The sequence below is a fragment of the Stenotrophomonas riyadhensis genome (assembly GCF_040256885.1).
Lineage (GTDB): Bacteria > Pseudomonadota > Gammaproteobacteria > Xanthomonadales > Xanthomonadaceae > Stenotrophomonas > Stenotrophomonas riyadhensis.
On sequence record NZ_CP155568.1, the window covers coordinates 2,483,477 to 2,504,804 of the forward strand.

The following is a 21,328-nucleotide window of genomic DNA, read 5'->3' on the forward strand; positions in this document are numbered from 1 at the left end:
TACGAGGATGAGGCAATCGCAAGCGCCGGTGCGTTCAGCACCAGGGCAAGGAGGAGCATCCATCGCAGCAGCAGGCCAGGCAGGTTCACCGGACGATGATAGCCGATGAACGCATCACGCAATCGCCGCCACCATTGCGCTCATCCGCACCGGGATCGACTTGGCCGCTGGGGTACCGCTGACCCGATCGTAGTAGTCCAGCGGCAACAACGGGTTCAGTTCCGGGTAGTAACCGGCCAGGGCGCCGCGCGGCATCGGGTAATCCAGCACGGTCAGGCCTTCGATGCGCCGCTGCACGCCATCGCCGCTGATCGTCTCCAGGCAGACCAACGCCTCCTTCTCCAGCCCGCGCGCCAGCCGGTCCTCGATGTTCATGAACAGCACCATGCGATCGTTGTACACGCCGCGGTAGCGGTCGTTGTAGCTGTAGATGGTGGTGTTGTACTGGTCGTGCGAGCGCACCGTGGCCAACCGCAGCATCCCGGGATCGTCCACCGGCGCGTCCACGTCCAGGCCTGGCATCACCAGGATGTTGGCCTTGCCGTTGGGCGTGGGCCACACCCGGCGGCGCGGCGGAATGTCCAGGTGGAAGCCGTGCGGCTGCTGGATGCGCTCGTTGAAGCCGGTGTAGACCTCCGGGTACACCGCCGCGATCAGCTCGCGGATGGGAGCGTAGTCATGCATGCACCCCGCCCAGTCGACCTTGCTGTGCGGCAATGTTGCCATCGCCATGCGGCAGACGATCTCGACCTCCGGGAGCACGTCCGTGCTGACCGGTTCCAGCACACCGCGCGAGGCGGTGACATTGGACATGGCGTCTTCGATGGTGACGAACTGCTCGCCGGCCGGCGTGACGATGCGCTCCGAGCGCGCCACCACCGGCAGGATCAGCGCATCGCGGCCATGTACCAGATGGCCGCGGTTGAGCTTGGTGGCGATGCCGACCGTCAGCTCCAGGCCGCGCATCGCCTCGTACGCACGCGGCGTGTCGGGCACCGCATGGATGAAATTGCCGCCCAGGCCGATGAACACCTTGGCGCTGCCATCCAGCATTGCCTCGATCGACTCGACCACGTGGTGACCATGCTCACGCGGCGGCTCGAAGCCGAACACCTGCTGCACGCGGTCCAGATAGGCCGGCTTGGGTTTCTCGTCAATGCCGACGGTGCGGTCACCCTGCACGTTGGAGTGGCCACGGATGGGCCCGATGCCGGCACCGGGCTTGCCGAAGTTGCCACGCAGCATCAGCAGATTGGCCACCTGCTGCAGCAGGGTCGAACCATACTGATGCTGGGTCAGACCCATGCCGTAGCAGATCACGGTGGCCTTGGAGCGGATGTAGATCTCGGCGCAGCGGCGGATCTGCGCCTGGGAGATGCCGGAGACCTGCACGATCTCCTCCCAGTCCTGCGCCAGCACATCCTCGCGCAATGCCTCCAGGCCTACGGTGTGTTCGGCCAGGAACTCATGGTCGAGCACACGCTCGCCCTGCGCCTCGCGTTCGAACATCACCTTCATCATGCCCTTGATCAGGGCCAGGTCGCCGCCGATGCGGATGTGCACGAACTCGCTGGTGATCTCGGTCGAACCAAACGTGGCCATCTGCACCATGTCCTGCGGTTCGGCGAAACGGATCAGCGCACGCTCGGGCATCGGGTTGACCGCCACGATCGGGATGCCGCGTTTGCGCGCCTCGACCAGGTTGCTCATCATCCGCGGCGAGTTGGTGCCGGTGTTCTGGCCGATCACGAAGATCGCCTCGGCGTGCTCGAAATCCTGCAGCACGATGGTGCCCTTGCCCACGCCGATGGCCGGCGGCAGGCCGCGACTGGTCGGCTCGTGGCACATGTTCGAGCAGTCCGGGAAATTGTTGGTGCCGAACTCGCGCACGAAGATCGAATACAGGAACGCGGCTTCGTTGGGCGTGCGGCCGGAGGTGTAGAACTCAGCCTGGTGCGGGCTGTCCAGCGCCTGCAGATGACGGCCAATCAAGGCAAACGCCTCGTCCCAGCTGCACGGAACGTAATGATCGGTGGACGCGTCGTAGCGCATCGGCTCGGTCAGCCGGCCCTGCATCTCCAGCCAGTAGTCGGTCTGCGCCATCAGCTCGGTGACCGTGTGCTGGGCGAACAGCTCGCGGCCAGCACGGAACTGGGTGGCTTCCCAGGCCAGCGCCTTGGCACCGTTCTCGCAGAATTCCAGTTTCTTGCGTTCGTCGGCATCGGGGAACGCGCAGCTGGGGCACTTGAAGCCACCGGGCTGGTTCATCGCCAGCAGCGCCTTCGAGCCCTTGCCGATCACGCTCTGCTGCAACAGCACCTTGGCCGTGGCGCCGGCGGCACCCCAGCCACCGGCCGGCTGGTTGTAGGGCTTGTAGCGCGGCGGCTTCTGCTCGGACATGTTCGGGAACCTGGCGGGAGGAACACAACAACACACGTTTACTGCGGGCCAGCAGCCCTTTCGGCGGCCCGGCAAGCCCCACAGTCAAGCACGGCGCACGGCCCTGCGCCAGAGGCTGGCGCTGATTTCAGCACAGCGTGTCATGACAACGGTTACACCCGCGTCAGCGCCCGGCCACTGCGCTATTCTCGAAGCCGTGGGTGGTTCACCACCTGCGTATTTCCCTTGCCCGGACGCGCTGCATGCCTGACTCGACCCCGCCGCACACCCCGCCTGCCGGCACGGCGCAGCGCCCGTTGCAGCGCTGGCGCAGCGAGGGGCACCAGCAGCAGGTCGACGTGGTGGCCGAGGAAGTTCCGGTTGCACTGCGCTACAACGGCGCCGCCTTCGCGGTGATGATGGCCACCCCCTGCGATCTGGAAGACTTCGCGCTGGGTTTCTCGCTCAGCGAGGGGCTGATCACTGCGCCCTCGCAACTGCTGTTGATCGAGGTGCGCCCGCAGCTGGAGGGCATCGAGCTGCAGATGACCGTGACCGAGGATGCACCCGGTGCCGATCTGGATCCGGCCAATGGCCGCCTGCTGCCCGGTCGCGGTGGCTGTGGCCTGTGCGGCACGCGGCAGCTGGAGGATGTGCTGCGCCCGCTGCCGCAGATCCGCGAGCGCCGCACCTATCCGCATGCCGCATTGCAGCGGGCGCTGGCCACGCTGGCGCAGCATCAGCCGATGAATGCGGTGAGTGGATCGACGCACGCTGCGGCCTGGGCCGATGCCAGCGGGCGGATCGGCTGGGTGCGCGAGGACGTGGGCCGCCACAACGCGTTGGACAAACTGATCGGCGCCCTGCATCACAACGAGCACGCCATAGACGGCGGCTTGCTGGTGATTTCCAGCCGCGCCAGCTACGAAATGGTCAGCAAGGCGGTGCGCGCTGGTGCCAGCGTGCTGGCAGCGGTGTCGGCACCGACCGCGCTGGCGATCGACCTGGCGCGCAGCGCCGGCCTGTGCCTGGTCGGGTTCGCGCGGGAGAGCGGGTTCAATGTGTATACGCATCCCGAACGGCTGCAGGCGGACGACAGGTAGAGCCGACCACGCCGTCTGCTCCATTTCGACCGGCCCGGGCGGCCCACTGCCACCCGGGCCGAACCGCATCTCAGCGCAGCGCCACCTTCGGGAAGTCCACCGGCACGTCGAACGCGACGTTGACGTAGTTGGTGAACAGGTTGAGTGCCACATGGGCGAGGATCTCGACGATCTGCTCGTCATCGAAGCCGGCTGCGCGCAACGCCTGCACATCACCGTCGGTGATCTGTGCACGCTGCTCCACCACCTTCAGCGCGAAGTCGAGTGCCGCCGAAGTGGCCGGATCGCTGGACTGGCCGATCTGCGCGGCAGCCATCTGCTCGCTGCTGGCGCCGGCCTTGCGACCCAGCGCCGTGTGCGCGGCCAGACAGTATTCGCAGGCATTGCGGTTGGCGATGGCGACGGCGATCTGCTCGCCCAGCAGCGGCGACAGGCGACCGCCGCCCAGTGCGCCGAACGAACCCCACATGCTCTGCAGGGCGGCCGGCGAATTGGCCACGGCGCGGAACATGGCCGGGGTGGCGCCGAACGCGGCGTGGACCTGGCCCAGCAGGGCCTGGCGGTCGGCGGTGGTGTTGGCGGCATCGATCAGGGGGACACGGGACATGGTGGATCTCCTTGGGAAAGCGCCCGGGATTGGACGACCCGCTCATCCTAGGTAGACTCACTGGACGAATCAGGCCAAATCAGCCATATATTTTGTCCATGCGTCCATGAGCATTCCCGTCGACACCACCGCGCCCGATCGCCTCTCCTCCCTTCTGGAACGCTTCCGGGTGCAGGCCGCGCTGTTCCACAGCGGCCCGCTGTGTGGACGGCAGGTGTTCGAGCCGCAACCCGGTCGTGCGTTCCTGCACATCCTGCGCCGGGGTGAAATGGAGGTGCGCCATCCCGATGGCGATACCGCGCTGCCGCGGTTGAAGATCGACACCCCCAGCCTGTTGCTGTACCCGCAGCCGCTGCACCACGTGTTCTTCAATGCCCCACTGGATGGCCCGGACTTCACCTGCGCGACGCTCGATTTCGATGGCGGCGCGCGCAATCCCATCGTGCAGTCGCTGCCGCCGGTGATGGTGGTGCCGCTGGCCGCGATCGGCGAACTGGACGACACCCTGCACCTGCTGTTCACCGAGGCCGACCGCCAGCGCTGCGGGTCGCGGCTGCTGACCAACCGCCTGTTCGAGGTGGCGCTGATCCAGGTCCTGCGCTGGGTGGTGGACCATCCGGATGCGGCGGGCGTCAGCCATGGGCTGATGCGCGGGCTGTCCGACGCGCGGCTGGCACGCACACTGGTGGCGATGCACCAGGCGCCGCAGGACGAATGGACGCTGCCACGCATGGCGGCGACCGCCGGCATGTCGCGCAGTGCCTTCGCCGCGGTGTTCAAGGAGGTGATGCAGGCGACGCCGGCCAGTTATCTGCTGGATTGGCGGCTGAGCCTGGCCTGCGCGCAGTTGCGTGCGGGCGTGGCGGTCAAGCAGGTGGCGATCGAGGTGGGGTTTGCCGATACCGCGTCGTTGTCGAAGGCGTTCCGCAAGCGGTTGGGGGCTTCGCCCAGGGCGTGGTTGGCGGCGACCGCAGCACAGGTCGGGTAAATGGGTGAGGGGTAGCGTCGACCGCTGGTCGACTATCGCGCGGAGCGCGGGATTTCGTTGTCTGACCGACGAGCAGTCGAGCATGGCTCGACTCTACAAGGGCGGTGACCCGTCGGGCCTCGCCAGCAGCCCCGCGATGCGTTCGGCCACCTGGGCGCGCACGCTTTCATCCAGCTGCCCTTCGTACATCGCCTCGTAGATCCACAGGCCATCGGCGGCCAGCCGCGCCACGAAGTTGTCGAGTGCGGCCGGGTCATTCTGCCCGGCCGACGGTGGCAGCGGCGCCCAGCGCCGAACAGCCGGTCCCCACGGACGCTCATCGGCGTCCGGGTCGGCCGATTCAAGCATGAACATCAGTTCGGCACGGGTGGCGCTCTGCGCCGAGACGCGCACGAAGGTCTGGTAGCGCTCCAGCGCAGATGCTTCCTCCGCACGCTTGCCCAGCAGCGTTTCCATCGACGTCTCCCAGGCCTGCACCAGGTGCTCGTCGATACCGCGCAGCAGCGCCTCGCGCGACGGAAAGTGGTACAGCAGGCCGCCGCGGGTCAGCTTGGCCTCGGCGGCCACCGACTCGAAGGTCACCGCGCGCACGCCATCACGATTGATCACGTTGACGGCGGCGTCGAGGATGCGGTCGCGCTTGCTGGTTCTCATCGCGTCATTTTACGCGATCGGCCGCGCCCTCGCGGCTGCCGACGCGGCCGCGCAGCAGGCGCGCGATGATCGTCGCACCGAGCGCCAGCATCACCGTGATCACCAGCAGCACGATCTGGTAGCCGCGGTCATACGCGGCCGTGGCCAGCGCGAACCACTCGCCCTGCCCGCTTTCGCGTGCCACGTGCAGCGCCTGGGTGAAGCCTTCGCGGGCAAGCTCGGGCATGTCGGCCGAGACCGGCAGGAAGGCGCCGTACATCGCCGCGCTCAAGCTGCCCAGCATCGCCACCGCCAGCAGGCCACCGAATTCGTAGGACACCTCTTCGACCGACGAGGCCATGCCTGCGCGGTGTGCCGGCACATTGTTGAGGATGGCGGTGGACGCCACCGAGATGGCCGAGCCCATGCCAAAGCCGGTAATGGCCATGCCAGCCACCACCCAGCCAAGGCCGTGCGGGAAACCGAACGCCACTACACCGACACCCACGGCGCCAGCCGCCAGACCACCACAGATCAGCGGACGCAGGCCGACACGGTGCAAGATGCTGCCGCCCAGCAGTGCACTCGGCAGGCTGCCCAGCGCCGCCACCGACACCAGCAGGCCCGCCTGCAGCGGAGTGAAGCCCGCCACCAGCTGGAAGCGCTGGGTGGTGACCAGCTGCAGGCCGGCCATCGCGAACAGGGTGAACACCGCCGACAGCGTACCGGCCAGGAACGCCGGATTGCGGAAGATCGCGAAGTCCAGCAGCGGGTACGGCAGCTGCTGCTGGCGGCGTGCGAACGCCGCGCCAGTGACGACGGCCAGCAGCAGCGCGCCTGCGCCCAGCGCATACGACGGCGGCGTAGCGATCAACGACTTGATTGCCAGCACCAGGCCAGACAGTGCGGCCAGTGCCAGCAGCGAGGACACCATGTCCCAGGGGCGCGACGTGTCGCGCTGGCCCTCCGGCGCCAGCAGCAGCGTAGCGACGAAGGCCACCACCACCACCGGCACGTTGATCAGGAACACCGAGCCCCACCAGAAGTGCTGCAGCAGCCAGCCGCCGATGATCGGGCCGAGCCCCGCACCGACGATCGCCACCGAACCCCAGATCGCGATGGCGATGTTGCGCTCACGCTCTTCGTGGAAGCTCAGGCCGATCAGGGCCAGCGTGGCCGGCATCATCGCCGCCGCGCCGACCGCCAGGAACGCGCGGGCAGCGATCAGCTGTGCGGCGCTGTCGGCGAATGCCGCTGCCAGCGATGCAAGGCCGAACACGACCAGGCCGATCAGGAACATGCGGCGGTGGCCGATGCGGTCGCCCAGCGTGCCCGCGCCCAGCAGCAGGCCGGCCATCACCAGCGGATAGGCGTTGATGATCCACAGTGCCTGGCCGGCACTGGCCGAGAGTTCCTCGGTCAGGGTGGGTAGTGCGGTGTAGAGCACGGAGTTGTCGAGCGTAACCAGCAGCAGGCCGGCGGCGACGGTGAACAACAGCGCCCAGCGACGGGCACGCGACAGGGCCGGAGCACCGGCCAGGGGCTGGGACAAAGCCATGGGGAAACCTGATGGGGGCGGATTATCGTCATAACTATACAGGATGTCCTGTACAGTTATGACAACGGCGCCAGACGTTCAGATTTCGTCCCGGGTAATGTTCATGTTCCGGAGAACGGTAGCGCCGGGCAGGCCCGGCGCTACCGGCAGTCTTCCGGCAACGCGACGATCGCGGACACCACCGCTGCCTGCATGCCCTGCCCCACGGCCATGTCCAGCTCCCCGCCCGTTGCCCCATGTTGGCGCCGCAGCTCGTCCTCGCACAGCCCGCGCACCCGCGCACGGGCATTGGCGCGCAGGCTGCTGCATCGCCAATCGGTGCCACCCAGCGGCAACACCGAATACACCACGCTGTTGCAGGCGTTACCGGCCCGCTGCTGCAGCGACAGGCCGCCGAAATCACGCGGTTCGCTGCTGCGCTGCGGATCGAAATAGCTGTCCGGGAAGGTGCGCGCGTACTGTTCGATGTCCACCTGCATGCTGCGCCCGCCGGCCAACGGCATCTGCAGCGGCTGGCCACAGCGCGTGGCGTCGGCACGATGCTGGATGTACTGGTAGATCGGCCGGTCCAGCGTTGGATCCTGCTGGGTCACCGCACTGACCGCCGCCAACACCGGCAACGATGCACGATTGGCCATGCGCGCCAGCAGCCCCGTCTGTGCCGGCTGACAACGGTCGCGCAAGGTCGCCGCAAGCAGGAACAGCACGTCGTTGCGAAAAGCGTGGTCTTCGCCGAGGCGTTGTTCGATGCGCTGGCTGGCATCGGTCGCGGGTGCCGGGAAGGCGATCGCCGGTGGCTCGGTCACGTCGACGCGCAGGTGCCACCACACCAGCAACACCACGCTGGTGACCAACACGCCCGCAACGATGATCGAACGCGTGCGCATCAATTGTGGATCGCCGTCAGTGTCGCCGCCGCCGCGTCGTAGGACGCGCTGGCGATATCCGCATCGAATCGCTTGACCTGCAGGCGGCCGGCAAGCCGGTACGGGTCCCACAGGTCTCCCAGTGCGATCGGCGTGGCCAGGGTCACATGGATGATCTGGTTCGGTGGCGGTGGCGGCACATGGATGCAGGCCCCGTAGAACGGCACGAACAACAGTTCCTCGACCAGTCCCGCGTCGTTGGTGCCCAGCGGCACCACGTAGCCATCCAGATCCACCGCGCGACCGTCGACAGCGTCGACCACGCGCGAAGAGCCGAACTGCTTGGCGCGATCCGGGCTGGAATGGTCGATCTCCTGCCCCGGTGGCGTGCCCGAGCCGGTGTCATCGATCAGCCCGCCCACCCCGTCCATGCCATTGCGTGACAGGCCGATCTGCGGCGGCGGGCGCTGGTAGGTCACTTCGTCGGGCCGCAGTGCATCCCAGCGGTCGATGGGCGCCTCGGTCGTGGCCGGCTGTGCCGGTGCTGCGGCGACGGTGGTGGCGCCCCCACCCGCCTGCGTACACCCCAGCAAGCCCAGGCAACACGCCAATCCGATCAGGACGCTACGGTTCATACGGCCTCAGCTGCGCATCGCGCATAGTGTAGGCGGAGCCGGCCAGATCATCGTCCAGCCGCTCGGCGCGCAGGGTACCGGCCAGGAAGAACGGCGAATACATGTCCGGCATCTCGATCGGGCGCGGCAGCACCACGTGCACGATCTGGTTCGGCGGTGGCGGCGGCACATGGATGCAGGCACCGTAGTACGGCACGAACAGGAATTCGGTCAGCCGCCCGTCCTGCGCGTTGGCCAGCGGCACCACGTAACCCGGCAAGCGCACCGGCCGCTGCAATACGGTGTCAACGGTGCGGAACGTACCAAACTGCGGCATGCGCCGGTTGCCGTTGTGCTCGACCTCCGGACCCTCGCCGCGCTCCAGCGCCGCCAGTTCTTCCTTCGGCATCATCTGCAACCAGTCCAGTTCCTGTTCCTCGGCAGCTGCCGGGGCATCGCGATCGATCACCGGCGACGGTGTCAGCGCCTGCACGCCGGTATCGACCGGGCGTTCGCAGGCGGTCAGCACGAGCAAGATTGGCAACAGCGGCAACCAGCGCATGCTCAGCCCCCGGGTGACAGGCCATCGGCCAGCGTGCGCCGATAGGCCAGCAGCGCCGGTACCAGGCCGGCCACCGCGCTGATCGCCAGCACACCCGCGACCCACGCCAGTTCGCGGCCATCCGGCCAGATGTGGGTGATCGACAGGCCGAAGTTGGCCAGCGCCCAGCCGCGCCCGGCCAGGCTGGCCACCACCAGTGCGGCCAGTGCGAGCACGCAGGCAAGCGCGCTGGTCGCCACCGCCTCCACCACCAGCAGGCTGGCGATATAGCCAGGGCGTGCACCGATGGCACGCAGCACCGCCATCTCGCGCCGGCGCTCCTGCAGGGTCGAGACCAGCAGCGCCACCAACGAGACCATGCCCAGCAGCACCACCATCGCGCTGATCAGCTGCAGTGCCCGCTCGGCCGTGCCCAGTGACTGCCACAGCTGCTGCAGGGTCACGCCGGGCAGGATCGCCAGCATCGCCTCATCCGGATACTCGTTGATCCTGCGCTGTACCGAGAACGTGGCGATGCGCGAGTTCAGGCCGAGCATGAAGGCGGTGATGCTGGTCGGGGTCAGGTCCAGGTGGCGCGCCTGCTCGGCGCTGACACTCTGGCTGCGCAGCTGCATGCCGGAGCGCCAGTCGACGTGGATCGCCTCGATGGCCGGCAGCGAGACCAGCACCGAGGAATCGACCGGCGTGCCGGTGCGCTGCAGGATGCCGGCCACGCGGAACGGTTTGTCGGCGTGCGTGGCCAGCGTGACTGCGCCGGTGCCGTGCGCCAGCACGATCTCATCGCCGATGCCGACCTTCTGTGCGTGCGCCACCTCTGCGCCGATCACGGCGTCGTACAGATCGTCGAACGGCCGCCCCTGCGCAAACGCCAGCGCATGCCCCGCGCCGTAGCGGTAGTGCTCGAAGTAGCCGCCACTGGTGCCGACCACCCGGTAGCCGCGCCACGAATCGCCCAGCGACAGTGGCACCGTCCACTTCACCTGCGGCAGAGAGGACAGCTCCTGGTAGGACTGCCAGGACACGTTGTTGGTCGGGTCGCCGATATGGAACACCGAATACAGCAGCAGGTTCACCGGCCCTGATCGCGCGCCAACGATCAGGTCGGTGCCCGACACCGTACTGGCGAAGCCTTCATGCGCCTGCGTGCGTACACGCTCGACACCGAGCAGCAGCACGACGCTGAGGGTGATCACCAGCACGGTCAGGCTGACGCTCAACGCGCGGCTGCGCAGGCTCGCCCAGGCAAGTTCAAGCATGGGCGGCACCTGCGTGGTTGATTTCCGCCAGGGCGATGGTGCGGTCGAACAAGGGCTGCAGGCTGTCGTCATGGCTGACCACCAGCACCGTGGTGCCGGCGGCCTGGCATTGCACGGACATCAACTGCAGGAACGCGGTCGCGGCCTCGCGATCCAGTGCCGAGGTCGGTTCGTCGGCCAACAGCACCGCCGGCCGGCCGATCAGCGCACGTGCAGCCGCCACGCGCTGCTGCTGGCCGACACTCAGCGTACCGGCACGTCGCGCCATCAGCGCCGGGTCCAGCTGCAGCGCGCGCAGCAGGCGCTCGATCTCGGCATCCAGCGGACCGCTGATGCGTCCACTGCGCAGGCGCGAGAAGCGCAGGCCCATCGCGATGTTGTCGCGCACGCTGAGGAAGGGCAGCAGGTTGAACTGCTGGAAGATCACGCCCAGATGATCGGCACGGAAGCGATCCCGCGCTGGCCCGCGCAACCCATGCAGCGCATGGCCGGCCACCTCGACGCGGCCCTGGCTGGGCAGCAGCACGCCGGCCAGCAGGCCCAGCAAGGTGCTCTTGCCGCCACCACTGGCGCCGCGCAGCAGCACGCTGCTGCCCTGCGCGATGAGCAACCGGGGAATGTCCAGCACGGGCCGCGTTCCATAGCCGAACTGCACCTCGTCCAGCCTGATCACCGCCGCGCTGCTCACGGTGACAGCACCACGCGCAGGTTGTCCGTGGTCAGCACGGTGCGCCCCTGGCCACCGTCCGTCGCGGTGTTGACGATGACCTCGTGCAGGCCCGGGAACAGCGTGGGAAGACGCATCACCAGGGCACGAAGCGCTGCCGGATTCGCACAGTGGTACTGCAGGTTGGCACTGAAGCCGGCATGACGATGCTGCCCGGCCGTGGGCACGGCAACGGTCGCATCGAAGCCTTCGGCCCTGGCATCACCGCTGATCAGACGACAATGGGCCGCCGTGGGCAGGGTGACCCAGCTGCCGCTCTTCAGCACGGCGGTGGCACCTGCCAGCGATGCCCGCTCGGTTGCATTGGCCGGTGGGCGCTCGAAATCCAGGATACCGATGCCGGGCGCCTGCAGGGCGAATTCCAGCGTCTGCTGGTCAAGCGCGAGATCGACAGTGGCCTGGCCGTGCACATGTGCGCCCAGTTGGCGCACGTCATGGGCCTGCGCGGCGCTGGCGCCCAGCAGCAGGAAAAGAGCAGCAGGAAGCTTCATGGGGGAGACTCCAATTGTTACTATGTAACATAATGGACCACATCCCCCCGACCCCCGCAAGGGCTCTGGCCCAGCCGCCAACTTCGGCACGCTGGCATCCCCGTTTCGATCTGGCCGGTGCCTGGCTGTCACTGGCCTGCGCCGCCCATTGCATCGCCCTGCCCCTGCTTCTGGCCTTCGTGCCGGCGGCAATGATGGCGCTGCGCTCGTTCCAGCACCCCGGCCACGGCGTGATGACGCTGCTGTTGATGATGTCGCGCTGGGAATGGTTGTTCGCCTTGATGGCCTCGACGCTGGCACTGGCCAGTACCACGGCCGGGCTGTACCGGCATGGGCGCAGGCTGCCGGTGCGACTGGCCGCAACGGGCGCCATCCTGCTGTTGTCGGCTTCGCTCTACCTGCCGCTGAAGGAATCGCTGCTCTGGCACGGCGTCGCCACGGCCTGTGGTGGCGTGCTGCTGGCATGCGCGCACATCGGCAATCGGCGGGCATTGCACGGCCACAGGTAGCGTTCCGAAGATGCCGGCCAGCGGCCGGCACTACCGTTTCGTTGGACCGGTAGCGCCGGCCGCTGGCCGGCGCTCGGCCCGCCTCCTCAGAAGCGGTAGCCCACTTCCGCGCCGAAGATGCGCGGGCTGTCGACCGGGCCGTAGTAGTTGCCGTCGCGGCCGAAGGCCAGGTTGTCGAAGATCAGGCCGTTGATGCGGCGCTTGTTGGTCAGGTTCTGCACGAACACCCGCGCGCTCCACGGCCCGGTCTCATAACCCAGCTGCGCACCGAGCACGGCCACGGCCGGCTGGAACGCGCGGTTGCGTTCATCCAGCGCGCTGGAGCCGGTGAACTGCGATTCCAGTCGCGCATGGATGCCCGACTCGAACTGATAGCGCGCGGCCAGATAGCCAGTGTAGTGCGGCGTCAGCTTGACCCGCTTGCCATCCAGGTTCTGGTCCACGCTGACCCACAACCTGGTGTACTTCGCATCGACGTAGCCCACATTCGCCATCAGGGTGAAACCGGGCAGCACTTCGAACACGCCCTCCAGCTCGGCACCGCGCGAACGGATCGAGGCATCCGAACCCACGTAGTCCGACGAGATCGGGCGGCCGTTGCCATCGGTGGCCACCTGGATTTCCTGCCAGTTGTCCGAGGTGATGTGGAACAGCGCGCCGCCGATGTGGCCACGGCCGCCGGCCAGGTTCATCTTGAAGCCCAGCTCATGGCTCCACATGCGCTCGGATTCGTAGCGCAGTACCTTGTCGTTGACCACATCGCTCTGCGCCGCGGCCAGATTGAAGCCACCCGGAATATAGCCCTTCGCCGATGCCGCATAGAACGACAGATCGTCGCTGGCGTCGTAGCGCAGCGACACCCGCGGCAACGTGGCCGAGAAGGTGTGCGCCAGTGCGGCATCGCGATACAGCACGCGGCCACCGGCGCCCAGGTCCAGCGCACCGGCGCGCTGTTCGGTGGAACGCCGCGCCTGCTCATGGCGCAGGCCGGCGCTGGCGGTCAGCTTGGGCAGCCCCGGGAAGGTGTAGCTGGCGGTGGCGAACACGCTGTAGTCCTCGCCCTTGGAGGTCTGCCGTGGCGCCAGGTTGTAGCTGTCCAGCCCATGCAGCGCCGGGCCGACGAAGGTGCCGAGGATCGAATCCTTGCTGTTGCGGTAGGTCGACACACCGGCCATCCAGGTCAGCGCCTGGTCGCTGGGCGAGCTGAAGCGCGCCTCGGCCGTCCATTCCTTCTTCCTGTCGTAGATGCGGCCGGCCAATGCCGGGCTGTTGGTCATGTCGAAGTCGTAGCCGGCCGAGGTCACCTCCTCGTCCCGCCAGGAAGCGGCCACGTCCAGCGTACCGGCCTGCAGCTGCCACTGCGCACTGAGGCCGGCCACCGTTTCATCCTTTTCGGTGCGTTTCGGCGCGTCGTTGATGTAGGTGAAATCGCCTGCACGCCGGCCACCATTGAGCGAGGCGCCGTAGGTACGGTTGTAGAGGCCGGTATCCAGCGGCAGGTACTCGTACTCGAACATGCCCGGCGCACGGGTGCGCAGATGGTAGGCCAGCGCGTTCACCGAAACGTAGTCGCTGGGCCGCCAGCGCAGCTTGCCCTGCAGGTAGCCTTCACCCACCCTGCCGCGCGCACCGGAGGGCGTGAGGTTCTTCAGGTAGGCATCTTCGTCCGAGCCCATGAACGCCACCGAGCCCGACAGGCTGCCCGTCTTGCTCAGCGGCCCTGCCAGGAAGCCATCGAGAGCGGTGCCATTGCCGTTGCCGAACCAGGTGCTGCGCACGTTGATCTCGCCCTCGCGTGCATCAGCCGGGCCGCGCGTGCGCACCAGTACCAGGCCGGATTCGCTGTTGGCGCCGTACAGCGTGCCCTGCGGGCCGCGCAGCACCTCCACCGACTCCACCTGGTTGAGCACGGCATTGCTCAGTTCGCGGAACGGGATGCCGTCGATGTAGACCGAGGCGCGGTTGACCAGGAACGGATTGGACTCGATGCCGCGGATCGAGATGAACATGTTGCTGAGCTGGCCCATCGCATTGAACTTCACGTTCGGCGCGAGCTTGTCGAGATCACGGAATTCGGTGACACCTGCCTCCTTCAAGGCTTGCCGATCAAGCACCGTCACCGACAGATCGCTCTTCAGGTACGGGGTATCGCGCTTGGAACCGGTGACCCGGACACCATCAAGCGTGGCAGGGTCGGCCTGCTGGGCGAGCACGGGCATTGCAGGAATGAGCAGGGATGCCGCGACGAGCGCGGCGGCGGGCGTGGACGACTTCAACGGGGAACCTCGGCGAATGGAGTGGCGGACGCGCGAGCGGCGGCAGCGCGGGCAAGAGTGTTATCCTGTAACATTCACGCGACGCCGCCACTCCATTTCCGGCAGTGCCGCTCCATTCCCGGATCCGTGATGCCCGCCCTCGCCGACCAGCTGCTGCAGGAAACCGGCCCGCAGGCCCCTGCGGCCTACGCCAGCGATGACGGTGCGGTGGTGCTGCTGCGCCATCGCTTCGATGCCAGCGAAGGTGAGATGGGACATCCGCAGCAACTGCGCCTGGGCATGGCCGTGGGCGGCGGCGGTCGGCTGCAGCAGCGCACCCTCAGCGGTCTTCTGCAGGCGCCGTGGCGGCCCGGACAGTTCAACCTGGTACTGCCGGGAGAGTCTGGCACCTATGCCAGCCCTGCAGTCGATCTGCTCGGCATCGCCATCGATACCCGCATGTTGCCGCACGACGCGCCGGCGCTGCAGCACCTGCAACCCCTGGCGGCGCGGCTGCACCGCGATCCGGTGGTGACTTCGGTGCTGCAGGCGCTGTGGTCCAGCGCACAGGCCGACGCCTGCCTGCCCGGCTTCCTCGAACATGGCGCGCAGGTGCTGCTGCACCGCCTGGGTCAGCTTGCCGGTCAGCCGTGCCAGGCGCGTGGCACGGTGTCCCCACTGTCGGCACGACGGTTGCGGCAACTGGAGGCCTACATCGACGCGCAACACGGCCAGGCGCTGACCGTTCCACAGCTGGCCGCTGCAGTGCAGATGGAGGCCGCGACGTTCAGCCGCGCGCTGCGTGCGGCCACTGGCCTGCCGCCCTATGCGTTCCTGACCCAGCACCGCATGCAGCGGGCGCGCGCCGAGCTTGCGCAGGGCCGGCGTGTCACCGACGTTGCCCTGGCCAGCGGGTATGCCAATCCCAGCAAGTTCAGCGCGGCGTTCCGGCGTGTGGTCGGTTGTTCGCCGTCGGCATGGATCGCGCAGTCACGGGCACGGTAGTGCCGCCCGCAGGCCGGCTGCCAACATTACAAACCGGTAATGTCCAGGTCAGGGCCTCGAAAGGCGGTGGACGCCACCCTGCAGGCCACTTCCCCATCGGTGATCCGCATATGACCCGCTCCCTGTTCCGCGTCGCCCCGCTCGCCCTGCTGCTGTCCGGCCTTTCGGCCGCACCGCTGGCGCTGGCCCATCCCAGCCTGGTGCGTTCGACGCCAGCGGCCGATGCCACCGTGGCCCCGGCCAGCCAGATCGAGCTGCAGTTCAGTGAGAAGGTGATGCCGCGTGCCACCCGCATCGAACTGAGCATGGACCACGGCCGCATGAAGATGGCGATGCCGACCGCCGCGCAGGAGATCTCCGAGGACGGCCACACCCTGCGCGCGCGCTTTGCCAAGCCGCTGCCCGCCGGCAGTTACGCGCTGCAGTGGCGCGCGGTCGGCCAGGACAGCCATCCGATCACCGGCACCTACCGCTTCACCGTGAAGTAAGGCCATCGCTGTGGCCGAGCTTTCGCCATACGCGCTGCGGCTGGCGCTGTATCTGGCCCTGATGCTGCTGTTCGGGCGGATGCTGTTCATCCGCCCCGGACTGCCGCGCAGCGTCTCGCTGGCCCTCACTGTGGTGGCACTGGTGCTGGTCGGCATCGATGCGGTCACCCGATTGTCCGGCGTGCTTGGCATATCACCGGTCGACATCGATGGCGAGACAGCGCGCTGGTTTCTTACCGGTACGCCGGTGGGCGAGGCCGGACTGCTGCGCATCCTGGCCCTGCTGGCAATGCTGCCGCTGCTGGCAGTCAATCGCCCGGTGCAGGGCCTGCGCCGTCCTGCACTGCTGGCACTCTCGGCGGTGACCCTGGCCAGCCTCGCCTGGAACGGCCACGCCGCTGCTGGCGATGGGGTCGCTGGCAGGCTGCGTCTTGCTGCCGGCATCGTGCACCTGCTGGCGGCCGGCGCCTGGATCGGTGCGATCGCCGCCATCGTGCAGCTGGCACTGCGCCGCCAGGGCCTGCGCCTGCGCGAACGCACCCACGAGCTATGGAAGGCCGCGCACGGCTTCGCCGTGCCCGGCACGATCATCGTCGCCCTGCTGACGATGACCGGCACCTATACCTATGTCGATCTCGGCGGTTCCATACAGACACTGACCGGCGCCGCGCATGGACGCTGGCTGCTGCTCAAGCTGGCGCTGGTGGGTGGCATGCTGGGCCTGGCCGCGCTGCATCGCTGGCGGCTGGTGCCGGCGCTGGCAGTCTCCATCCGTGGCGGCTGGCAACCCAGGCCGCTGCGCTCACTCCGCCACAGCCTGGCCTGCGAATCGGTGCTGGCGCTGCTGGTGCTGGCCTGCGTCGCGGTGCTTGGCACGCTGGACCCGCTGGCATGACCGATCCGTTCCGGTGCGGGCCCAAGCTGCGATGATGGGCACACCATGAAACTGCTGATCGTCGAAGACGAACCCAAGACCGGCAACTACCTGCGCCAGGGCCTGATCGAGGCAGGCTACGTGGTCGACCTCGCCTGCAACGGTGTCGACGGGCTGCATCTGGCCGGTAGTGGCGAGTACCAGCTGGTCATCCTCGATGTGATGCTGCCCGGCCTGGATGGCTGGAACGTGCTGTCACGACTGCGCGCCGGAGGGTGGCAGACACCGGTGCTGTTCCTGACCGCCCGCAGCAGCATCGCCGACCGCGTGCAGGGCCTGGAACTGGGCGCCGACGACTACCTGGCCAAGCCGTTCGCCTTTGCCGAACTGCTGGCGCGCGTGCGCACCCTGCTGCGTCGCGGCCAGGCCGTGCCGCAGGCCGAACGCATCGTCATTGCCGACCTGGTGGTGGATACCCTGCGCCGCCGGGTGGAACGCGGCGGCCAGCGCATCTCCCTCAGCCAGAAGGAGTACACCCTGCTGGAGCTGCTGGCGCGCCGCCGTGGCGAAGTGTTGCCGCGGTCGCTGATCGCCTCGCAGGTATGGGACATGAACTTCGACAGCGACACCAACGTGATCGACGTGGCGATCCGCCGCCTGCGCGCGAAGATCGACGACGACTTCGATGCCAAGCTGATCGTCACGGTACGCGGCATGGGCTATGTGATGGAGGCGCCGGACGGCGGCGCCACGCCCGGCGGATGAGCCTGCGCCGTTCCATCGCGGTGCGGCTGACGCTGCTGTTCGCCACCGTGGCCACGCTGGTGCTGGCCGCACTGGGCGTGGCGATCTATGTCAGTGCCCGCCACGACCTGGTCGCCCAGGATTTCACCGAACTGGAAAACAAGGTTGCGCTGATCCGTGACCTGGCCGGCAATGGGCCCGCGCCGGCTCGCGGGCGGCGCCTGGCAGAGGCGCTGGGCCACCATCCGGACATCGCCTTCCATATTGTCGACGGGCGCGGCACCGTGCTGTTTTCCACCGCACCGGCACTGCTGCGCGAGCACGCACGCAGCCAGCCCATCGATACCACCCCGCGTCGGCACGACTGGATTCTCGATGATGGTCGCTGCATGCATGCCCTGCACCTGCGGCAGACCCTGGCCGACGGCAGCCAGCTGGTCACCCTGCTGGCCATCGATGACGACCGCCATGCCGATTTCCTGCAGCGCTTCCGCCATCTTCTGGCGATCGCCATCATCGGCGCCGCCGTGGCCAGCAGCCTGCTCGGCGGCTACGTAGTGCGACGCACGCTGCGACCGCTGCGCACGCTGGCCGATGAAGCCCGGCAGATCACCGCCGGTCGATTGCAGCGCCGTCTGAGCGCGCGCACGGCACCGGCCGAACTGGAACAGCTGGCACAGACGCTCAACGGCATGCTGGCACGATTACAGCAGGACTTCGCACGCCTGACCGAATTCTCCGGTGATCTGGCCCACGAGTTGCGCACGCCGATCACCAACATGCTGACCCAGGTGCAGGTGGTGCTGGCCCACCCGCGCAGCAACGAGGCCTACCGCGAGACGCTGGCGTCTTGTGCCGAGGAGTTGCAGCAGCTGGCGCAGACCGTGGGTGACCTGCTGTACCTGGCGCAGGCTGAGGCACCGGGCGCGCTGCCCTCGCGTGAGCCGGTGGCGCTGGATGCGGTGGTGGATTCGCTGCTGGAGTTCTATGACCTGCTGGCCGAGGACCGACACTTGACCCTGCGCCGCGACGGCGTGGCGAGCGTGGAAGGCAACCGTCTGATGCTGCACCGGGCGATCGCCAATCTGCTGTCGAATGCGTTGAACCATGCGGCGGCAGGCAGCGAAGTGCAGGTACGGCTGCACGAGGACGGCGGCCGCTGCCGGGTAAGCGTGCACAACGCGGGGGCACCGATTGCCACCGAAGCGCTGCCGCGCCTGTTCGACCGCTTCTATCGCGGCGAGCGTGGCCGCCACGAGGGCGCCGGCCTGGGCCTGGCGATCACCCGTGCGATTGCACAGGCGCATGGCGGAACGGTGAGCGTGGCCTCCGATGAAACCGGCACCGTGTTCGAGCTGGTGCTGCCCAGCGCGTCAGCCCGGTAGTGCCGGCCGCTGGCCGGCAACCTTGGCACATCAAGCGTGTTGCAGTTGCCGGCCAGCGGCCGGCACTACCTCATCTGGTCGAACACCCCGGCTACCCAGTCGATGAACACCCGCAGCCGCGGCGATGGCGTGCGGTTGCGCGGGTAGACCAGGCTCAACGGGCTCGGTGTCGGCGGTGTGTCCGGCAGCAGCTCGACCAGTTGCCCGCGCGCAATGTACGGATCCATCCGGTAGCGCGGCGCCTGGATGATGCCCAGCCCTGCCAGCGCGGCACCGAGGAAGGCATCCGCACCGGAAACACGCACCCGGGCCGGCAGTGGAACGTAACGCACCTGCGCGCCCTGCTGGAATTCCAGCGGAATCAGCTGGCCGGTGGCACTGGAGCGGTAGCCGACCATCTGGTGGCCTTGCTCCAGCGATTCGATGGTCCCGGGCACGCCGTGCACCAGCGCGTAGCCTGGCGAAGCCACAGTGACCTCGCGCAGCAGCGTCAACCGCCGCGCCGCCAGATCGCTGTCGGCCAGGGTACCGACACGCAGCGCCGCATCCACGCCCTCGCGCAACAGATCGACGTAGCGGTCCCCTTCGCTGACCTCCAGTTCGATCTCCGGGTAGCGCTGCAGGAACTCCGGCAGGTGCGGAAACAGCAGGTGCCGGCCCAGCGTGCCGTGCACTTCAATGCGCAGCGGGCCGCGCGGCGGCACCTCACGGAACGCGGCTTCGGCATCGTCCATGTCGGCGATCAGGCGCAGGCAACGGCCATAGAAGGCCTCGCCCTCCAGGGTGGGCACCACCAGCCGGGTGGTCCGGTGCAACAGGCGCACGCCCAGCCGATGCTCCAGTGCCTTGATCGCGTCGGTCACCGTGGCCCGCGGCAGGCCCAGGTCCTCGGAGGCACGGGTGAAGCTGCGGCGCTCGACGATACGGACGAAGGCGCGCATGGCCGTGAATCGGTCCATTGTTCGGCTACCCGGATGATGTTGGCGGATTATGCATGATTATCCGACCGGGCAAGGTGGCGAAGATGGCCCTGCGCCACTCCGGCGTGCCTGCTGGACCGGATCATGCCCACCTCCCCCAATCGCATCGCCCTGGTCACCGGTGGTTCCCGCGGCATCGGTGCCGCCATTTCCCGGCGGCTCGCCGCCGATGGCCATGACGTGGTGATCAACTATGCCGGCCGCCGCGATGATGCCGAGGCACTGGCAGCCGAACTCAACGCCACCGGCGCACAGGCCATCGCGCTGCAGGCCGATGTGGCCGACCCGCAGGCGGTGCGCCAGCTGTTCGACGCCATCGAGGCGCGCTTCGGCGGTATCGACGTAGTGGTGAACAGTGCCGGCGTGCTGCAGTTGGCGCCGCTGGCCGACAGCGACGATGCCCTGTTCGAGCGGGTGATCGGGATCAATCTGAAAGGCGCCTTCAACGTGCTGCGCGAAAGCGCGCGACGGGTGCGCGACGGTGGCCGCCTGATCAGCCTGTCCACCAGCGTGGTCGGCATCAGACTGGAGCACTACAGCGTGTATGCCGCCAGCAAGGCGGCGGTGGAGACGATGGGCGCGATCCTCAGCAAGGAGCTGCGCGGGCGCAACATCACCGTGAATGCAGTGGCGCCCGGCCCGACCGCCACCGACCTGTTCCTGGAGGGCAAGTCACCGGAGCTGATCGAGCGGTTGGCGAAGATGAATCCCCTGGAGCGGCTGGGTACGCCGGAGGACATCGCCGGTGCGGTGGCCTTCCTGGCCGGTGCTGATGGCGGGTGGATCAACGGCCAGGTGCTGCGCGCCAATGGCGGGATGGTGTAAGGACCACCGGACTGGCTATGCTCGGCCAAACGGAGGGGGCACGCGCATGGAAAGGCCGGGCATCTGGTATCGACTCTGGATGATCACGTTTCTGCTGGGAGGCCTGTTGGCGCTGGCGACGCTGGTGCTGTGGTCCTCGCTGCGTGGCGACGTACGCAATCTGGCGATGGCGCTGATCTGGGTGCTGTGGGCACTGGCCACCCTTTGCTTCTTCCTGGGTGGCATCGCCGATGGCTTTACGATCTGGGGCGTCAACATCGCCAAGAAGGTATGGCGTGCTGAAACGCCAGGCCGTTTCTGGCTCTTCCACATCACCACGACGGTGCTGTGCGTCAGTTGCCTGGGCCTGTTGATCGTACCGATGATGATTGCCTGGCAGGGCGTGGCGCAGTAAGGCTGGCGGATCCGCTCGAGTCGTGGAGCTACTGTAGAGCCGAGCCCATGCTCGGCTGCGCTTCGCGCAGAAGCCAGAAGCAGCC

The 21,328-nt window shown here is 67.7% G+C and carries 22 protein-coding genes; 10 read left to right on the plus strand and 12 right to left on the minus strand.

Going from position 1 to position 21,328, the window contains the following annotated elements; genetic code table 11:
* Positions 1-114: 114 nt before the first annotated feature.
* Positions 115-2,400: an FdhF/YdeP family oxidoreductase gene (locus tag SriyCCGPB3_RS11690; protein ID WP_350259270.1), complete on the minus strand. Its 2,286-nt coding sequence runs from the start codon at positions 2,398-2,400 to the stop codon at positions 115-117.
* A gap of 242 nt (positions 2,401-2,642) precedes the next feature.
* On the opposite strand from SriyCCGPB3_RS11690, the gene fdhD reads away from it, so the two are divergent.
* Positions 2,643-3,482 carry a formate dehydrogenase accessory sulfurtransferase FdhD gene (gene fdhD, locus SriyCCGPB3_RS11695; protein WP_110712470.1) on the plus strand — a complete coding sequence of 280 codons (840 nt, stop codon included), beginning with the start codon at positions 2,643-2,645 and terminating at the stop codon, positions 3,480-3,482.
* A gap of 70 nt (positions 3,483-3,552) precedes the next feature.
* On the opposite strand, the gene SriyCCGPB3_RS11700 is transcribed toward fdhD, so the two are convergent.
* Positions 3,553-4,089, minus strand: a complete 537-nt coding sequence (locus SriyCCGPB3_RS11700) for a carboxymuconolactone decarboxylase family protein (protein WP_125893574.1) — start codon at positions 4,087-4,089, stop codon at positions 3,553-3,555.
* A gap of 106 nt (positions 4,090-4,195) precedes the next feature.
* On the opposite strand from SriyCCGPB3_RS11700, the gene SriyCCGPB3_RS11705 reads away from it, so the two are divergent.
* Positions 4,196-5,077: an AraC family transcriptional regulator gene (locus tag SriyCCGPB3_RS11705; protein ID WP_350259271.1), complete on the plus strand. Its 882-nt coding sequence runs from the start codon at positions 4,196-4,198 to the stop codon at positions 5,075-5,077.
* A gap of 93 nt (positions 5,078-5,170) precedes the next feature.
* On the opposite strand, the gene SriyCCGPB3_RS11710 is transcribed toward SriyCCGPB3_RS11705, so the two are convergent.
* The 8 genes from SriyCCGPB3_RS11710 to SriyCCGPB3_RS11745 form a co-directional block, all read right to left on the minus strand.
* Positions 5,171-5,731, minus strand: coding sequence for a TetR/AcrR family transcriptional regulator (locus SriyCCGPB3_RS11710; protein WP_350259272.1), 561 nt, complete (start codon positions 5,729-5,731; stop codon positions 5,171-5,173).
* Positions 5,732-5,735: 4 nt separating this feature from the next.
* Positions 5,736-7,268, minus strand: coding sequence for an MFS transporter (locus tag SriyCCGPB3_RS11715; RefSeq protein ID WP_164080251.1), 1,533 nt, complete (start codon positions 7,266-7,268; stop codon positions 5,736-5,738).
* A gap of 140 nt (positions 7,269-7,408) precedes the next feature.
* Complete coding sequence (locus SriyCCGPB3_RS11720; protein WP_350259273.1) at positions 7,409-8,155, minus strand: hypothetical protein; 747 nt, start codon at positions 8,153-8,155, stop codon at positions 7,409-7,411.
* Entirely contained in the window at positions 8,155-8,769 is a 615-nt protein-coding gene (locus tag SriyCCGPB3_RS11725; protein ID WP_248857752.1) for a DUF3299 domain-containing protein, read from the minus strand. The genes SriyCCGPB3_RS11720 and SriyCCGPB3_RS11725 overlap by 1 nt, the downstream gene beginning before the upstream one ends.
* Positions 8,759-9,310 (minus strand): DUF3299 domain-containing protein, encoded by a 552-nt coding sequence (locus SriyCCGPB3_RS11730; protein ID WP_032129459.1) that lies wholly within the window; start codon positions 9,308-9,310, stop codon positions 8,759-8,761. Before SriyCCGPB3_RS11730 ends, SriyCCGPB3_RS11725 begins: the two co-directional genes overlap by 11 nt.
* A gap of 2 nt (positions 9,311-9,312) precedes the next feature.
* Positions 9,313-10,566, minus strand: a complete 1,254-nt coding sequence (locus SriyCCGPB3_RS11735) for an ABC transporter permease (RefSeq protein ID WP_350259274.1) — start codon at positions 10,564-10,566, stop codon at positions 9,313-9,315.
* Positions 10,559-11,254, minus strand: coding sequence for an ATP-binding cassette domain-containing protein (locus SriyCCGPB3_RS11740; RefSeq protein WP_350259275.1), 696 nt, complete (start codon positions 11,252-11,254; stop codon positions 10,559-10,561). Before SriyCCGPB3_RS11740 ends, SriyCCGPB3_RS11735 begins: the two co-directional genes overlap by 8 nt.
* Positions 11,251-11,784, minus strand: coding sequence for a ZrgA family zinc uptake protein (locus SriyCCGPB3_RS11745; RefSeq protein WP_350259276.1), 534 nt, complete (start codon positions 11,782-11,784; stop codon positions 11,251-11,253). Before SriyCCGPB3_RS11745 ends, SriyCCGPB3_RS11740 begins: the two co-directional genes overlap by 4 nt.
* Before the next feature lie 32 nt (positions 11,785-11,816).
* Between SriyCCGPB3_RS11745 and SriyCCGPB3_RS11750 the strand changes: the two genes are divergently transcribed.
* The gene (locus tag SriyCCGPB3_RS11750) at positions 11,817-12,293 is read left to right on the plus strand and encodes a MerC domain-containing protein (RefSeq protein ID WP_248857759.1); all 477 of its coding nucleotides are present in this window, start codon (positions 11,817-11,819) and stop codon (positions 12,291-12,293) included.
* Between the two features lie 86 nt (positions 12,294-12,379).
* Here the strand turns inward: SriyCCGPB3_RS11750 and SriyCCGPB3_RS11755 are convergent, their stop codons facing one another.
* Positions 12,380-14,512, minus strand: a complete 2,133-nt coding sequence (locus tag SriyCCGPB3_RS11755; protein WP_350259277.1) for a TonB-dependent receptor — start codon at positions 14,510-14,512, stop codon at positions 12,380-12,382.
* Positions 14,513-14,698: 186 nt separating this feature from the next.
* Between SriyCCGPB3_RS11755 and SriyCCGPB3_RS11760 the strand changes: the two genes are divergently transcribed.
* The 5 genes from SriyCCGPB3_RS11760 to SriyCCGPB3_RS11780 all read left to right on the plus strand — a co-directional run bounded on the left by SriyCCGPB3_RS11760 (position 14,699) and on the right by SriyCCGPB3_RS11780 (position 19,044).
* Positions 14,699-15,553 (plus strand): helix-turn-helix transcriptional regulator, encoded by an 855-nt coding sequence (locus SriyCCGPB3_RS11760; protein ID WP_180853930.1) that lies wholly within the window; start codon positions 14,699-14,701, stop codon positions 15,551-15,553.
* A gap of 110 nt (positions 15,554-15,663) precedes the next feature.
* On the plus strand, positions 15,664-16,041 hold the full coding sequence (gene copC, locus SriyCCGPB3_RS11765) for a copper homeostasis periplasmic binding protein CopC (protein WP_153855462.1): 378 nt from the start codon (positions 15,664-15,666) through the stop codon (positions 16,039-16,041).
* A 10-nt stretch (positions 16,042-16,051) separates the two neighbouring features.
* Positions 16,052-16,936, plus strand: coding sequence for a copper homeostasis membrane protein CopD (gene copD, locus SriyCCGPB3_RS11770; protein WP_350259278.1), 885 nt, complete (start codon positions 16,052-16,054; stop codon positions 16,934-16,936).
* A 45-nt stretch (positions 16,937-16,981) separates the two neighbouring features.
* Complete coding sequence (locus SriyCCGPB3_RS11775) at positions 16,982-17,680, plus strand: heavy metal response regulator transcription factor (RefSeq protein ID WP_110712486.1); 699 nt, start codon at positions 16,982-16,984, stop codon at positions 17,678-17,680.
* A complete protein-coding gene (locus tag SriyCCGPB3_RS11780; RefSeq protein WP_350259279.1) occupies positions 17,677-19,044 on the plus strand; it encodes a heavy metal sensor histidine kinase in 1,368 nt (455 codons plus the stop codon). Before SriyCCGPB3_RS11775 ends, SriyCCGPB3_RS11780 begins: the two co-directional genes overlap by 4 nt.
* Before the next feature lie 65 nt (positions 19,045-19,109).
* Here SriyCCGPB3_RS11780 and SriyCCGPB3_RS11785 read toward each other — a convergent pair whose 3' ends face one another.
* Complete coding sequence (locus tag SriyCCGPB3_RS11785) at positions 19,110-20,003, minus strand: LysR family transcriptional regulator (protein ID WP_350259280.1); 894 nt, start codon at positions 20,001-20,003, stop codon at positions 19,110-19,112.
* Positions 20,004-20,108: 105 nt separating this feature from the next.
* Here SriyCCGPB3_RS11785 and SriyCCGPB3_RS11790 point away from each other — a divergent pair, with 105 nt between their 5' ends.
* Both SriyCCGPB3_RS11790 and SriyCCGPB3_RS11795 read left to right on the plus strand, forming a co-directional pair.
* Complete coding sequence (locus tag SriyCCGPB3_RS11790) at positions 20,109-20,849, plus strand: SDR family oxidoreductase (RefSeq protein WP_164161888.1); 741 nt, start codon at positions 20,109-20,111, stop codon at positions 20,847-20,849.
* Positions 20,850-20,928: 79 nt separating this feature from the next.
* The gene (locus SriyCCGPB3_RS11795; RefSeq protein WP_032129447.1) at positions 20,929-21,243 is read left to right on the plus strand and encodes a hypothetical protein; all 315 of its coding nucleotides are present in this window, start codon (positions 20,929-20,931) and stop codon (positions 21,241-21,243) included.
* Positions 21,244-21,328: the final 85 nt, after the last annotated feature.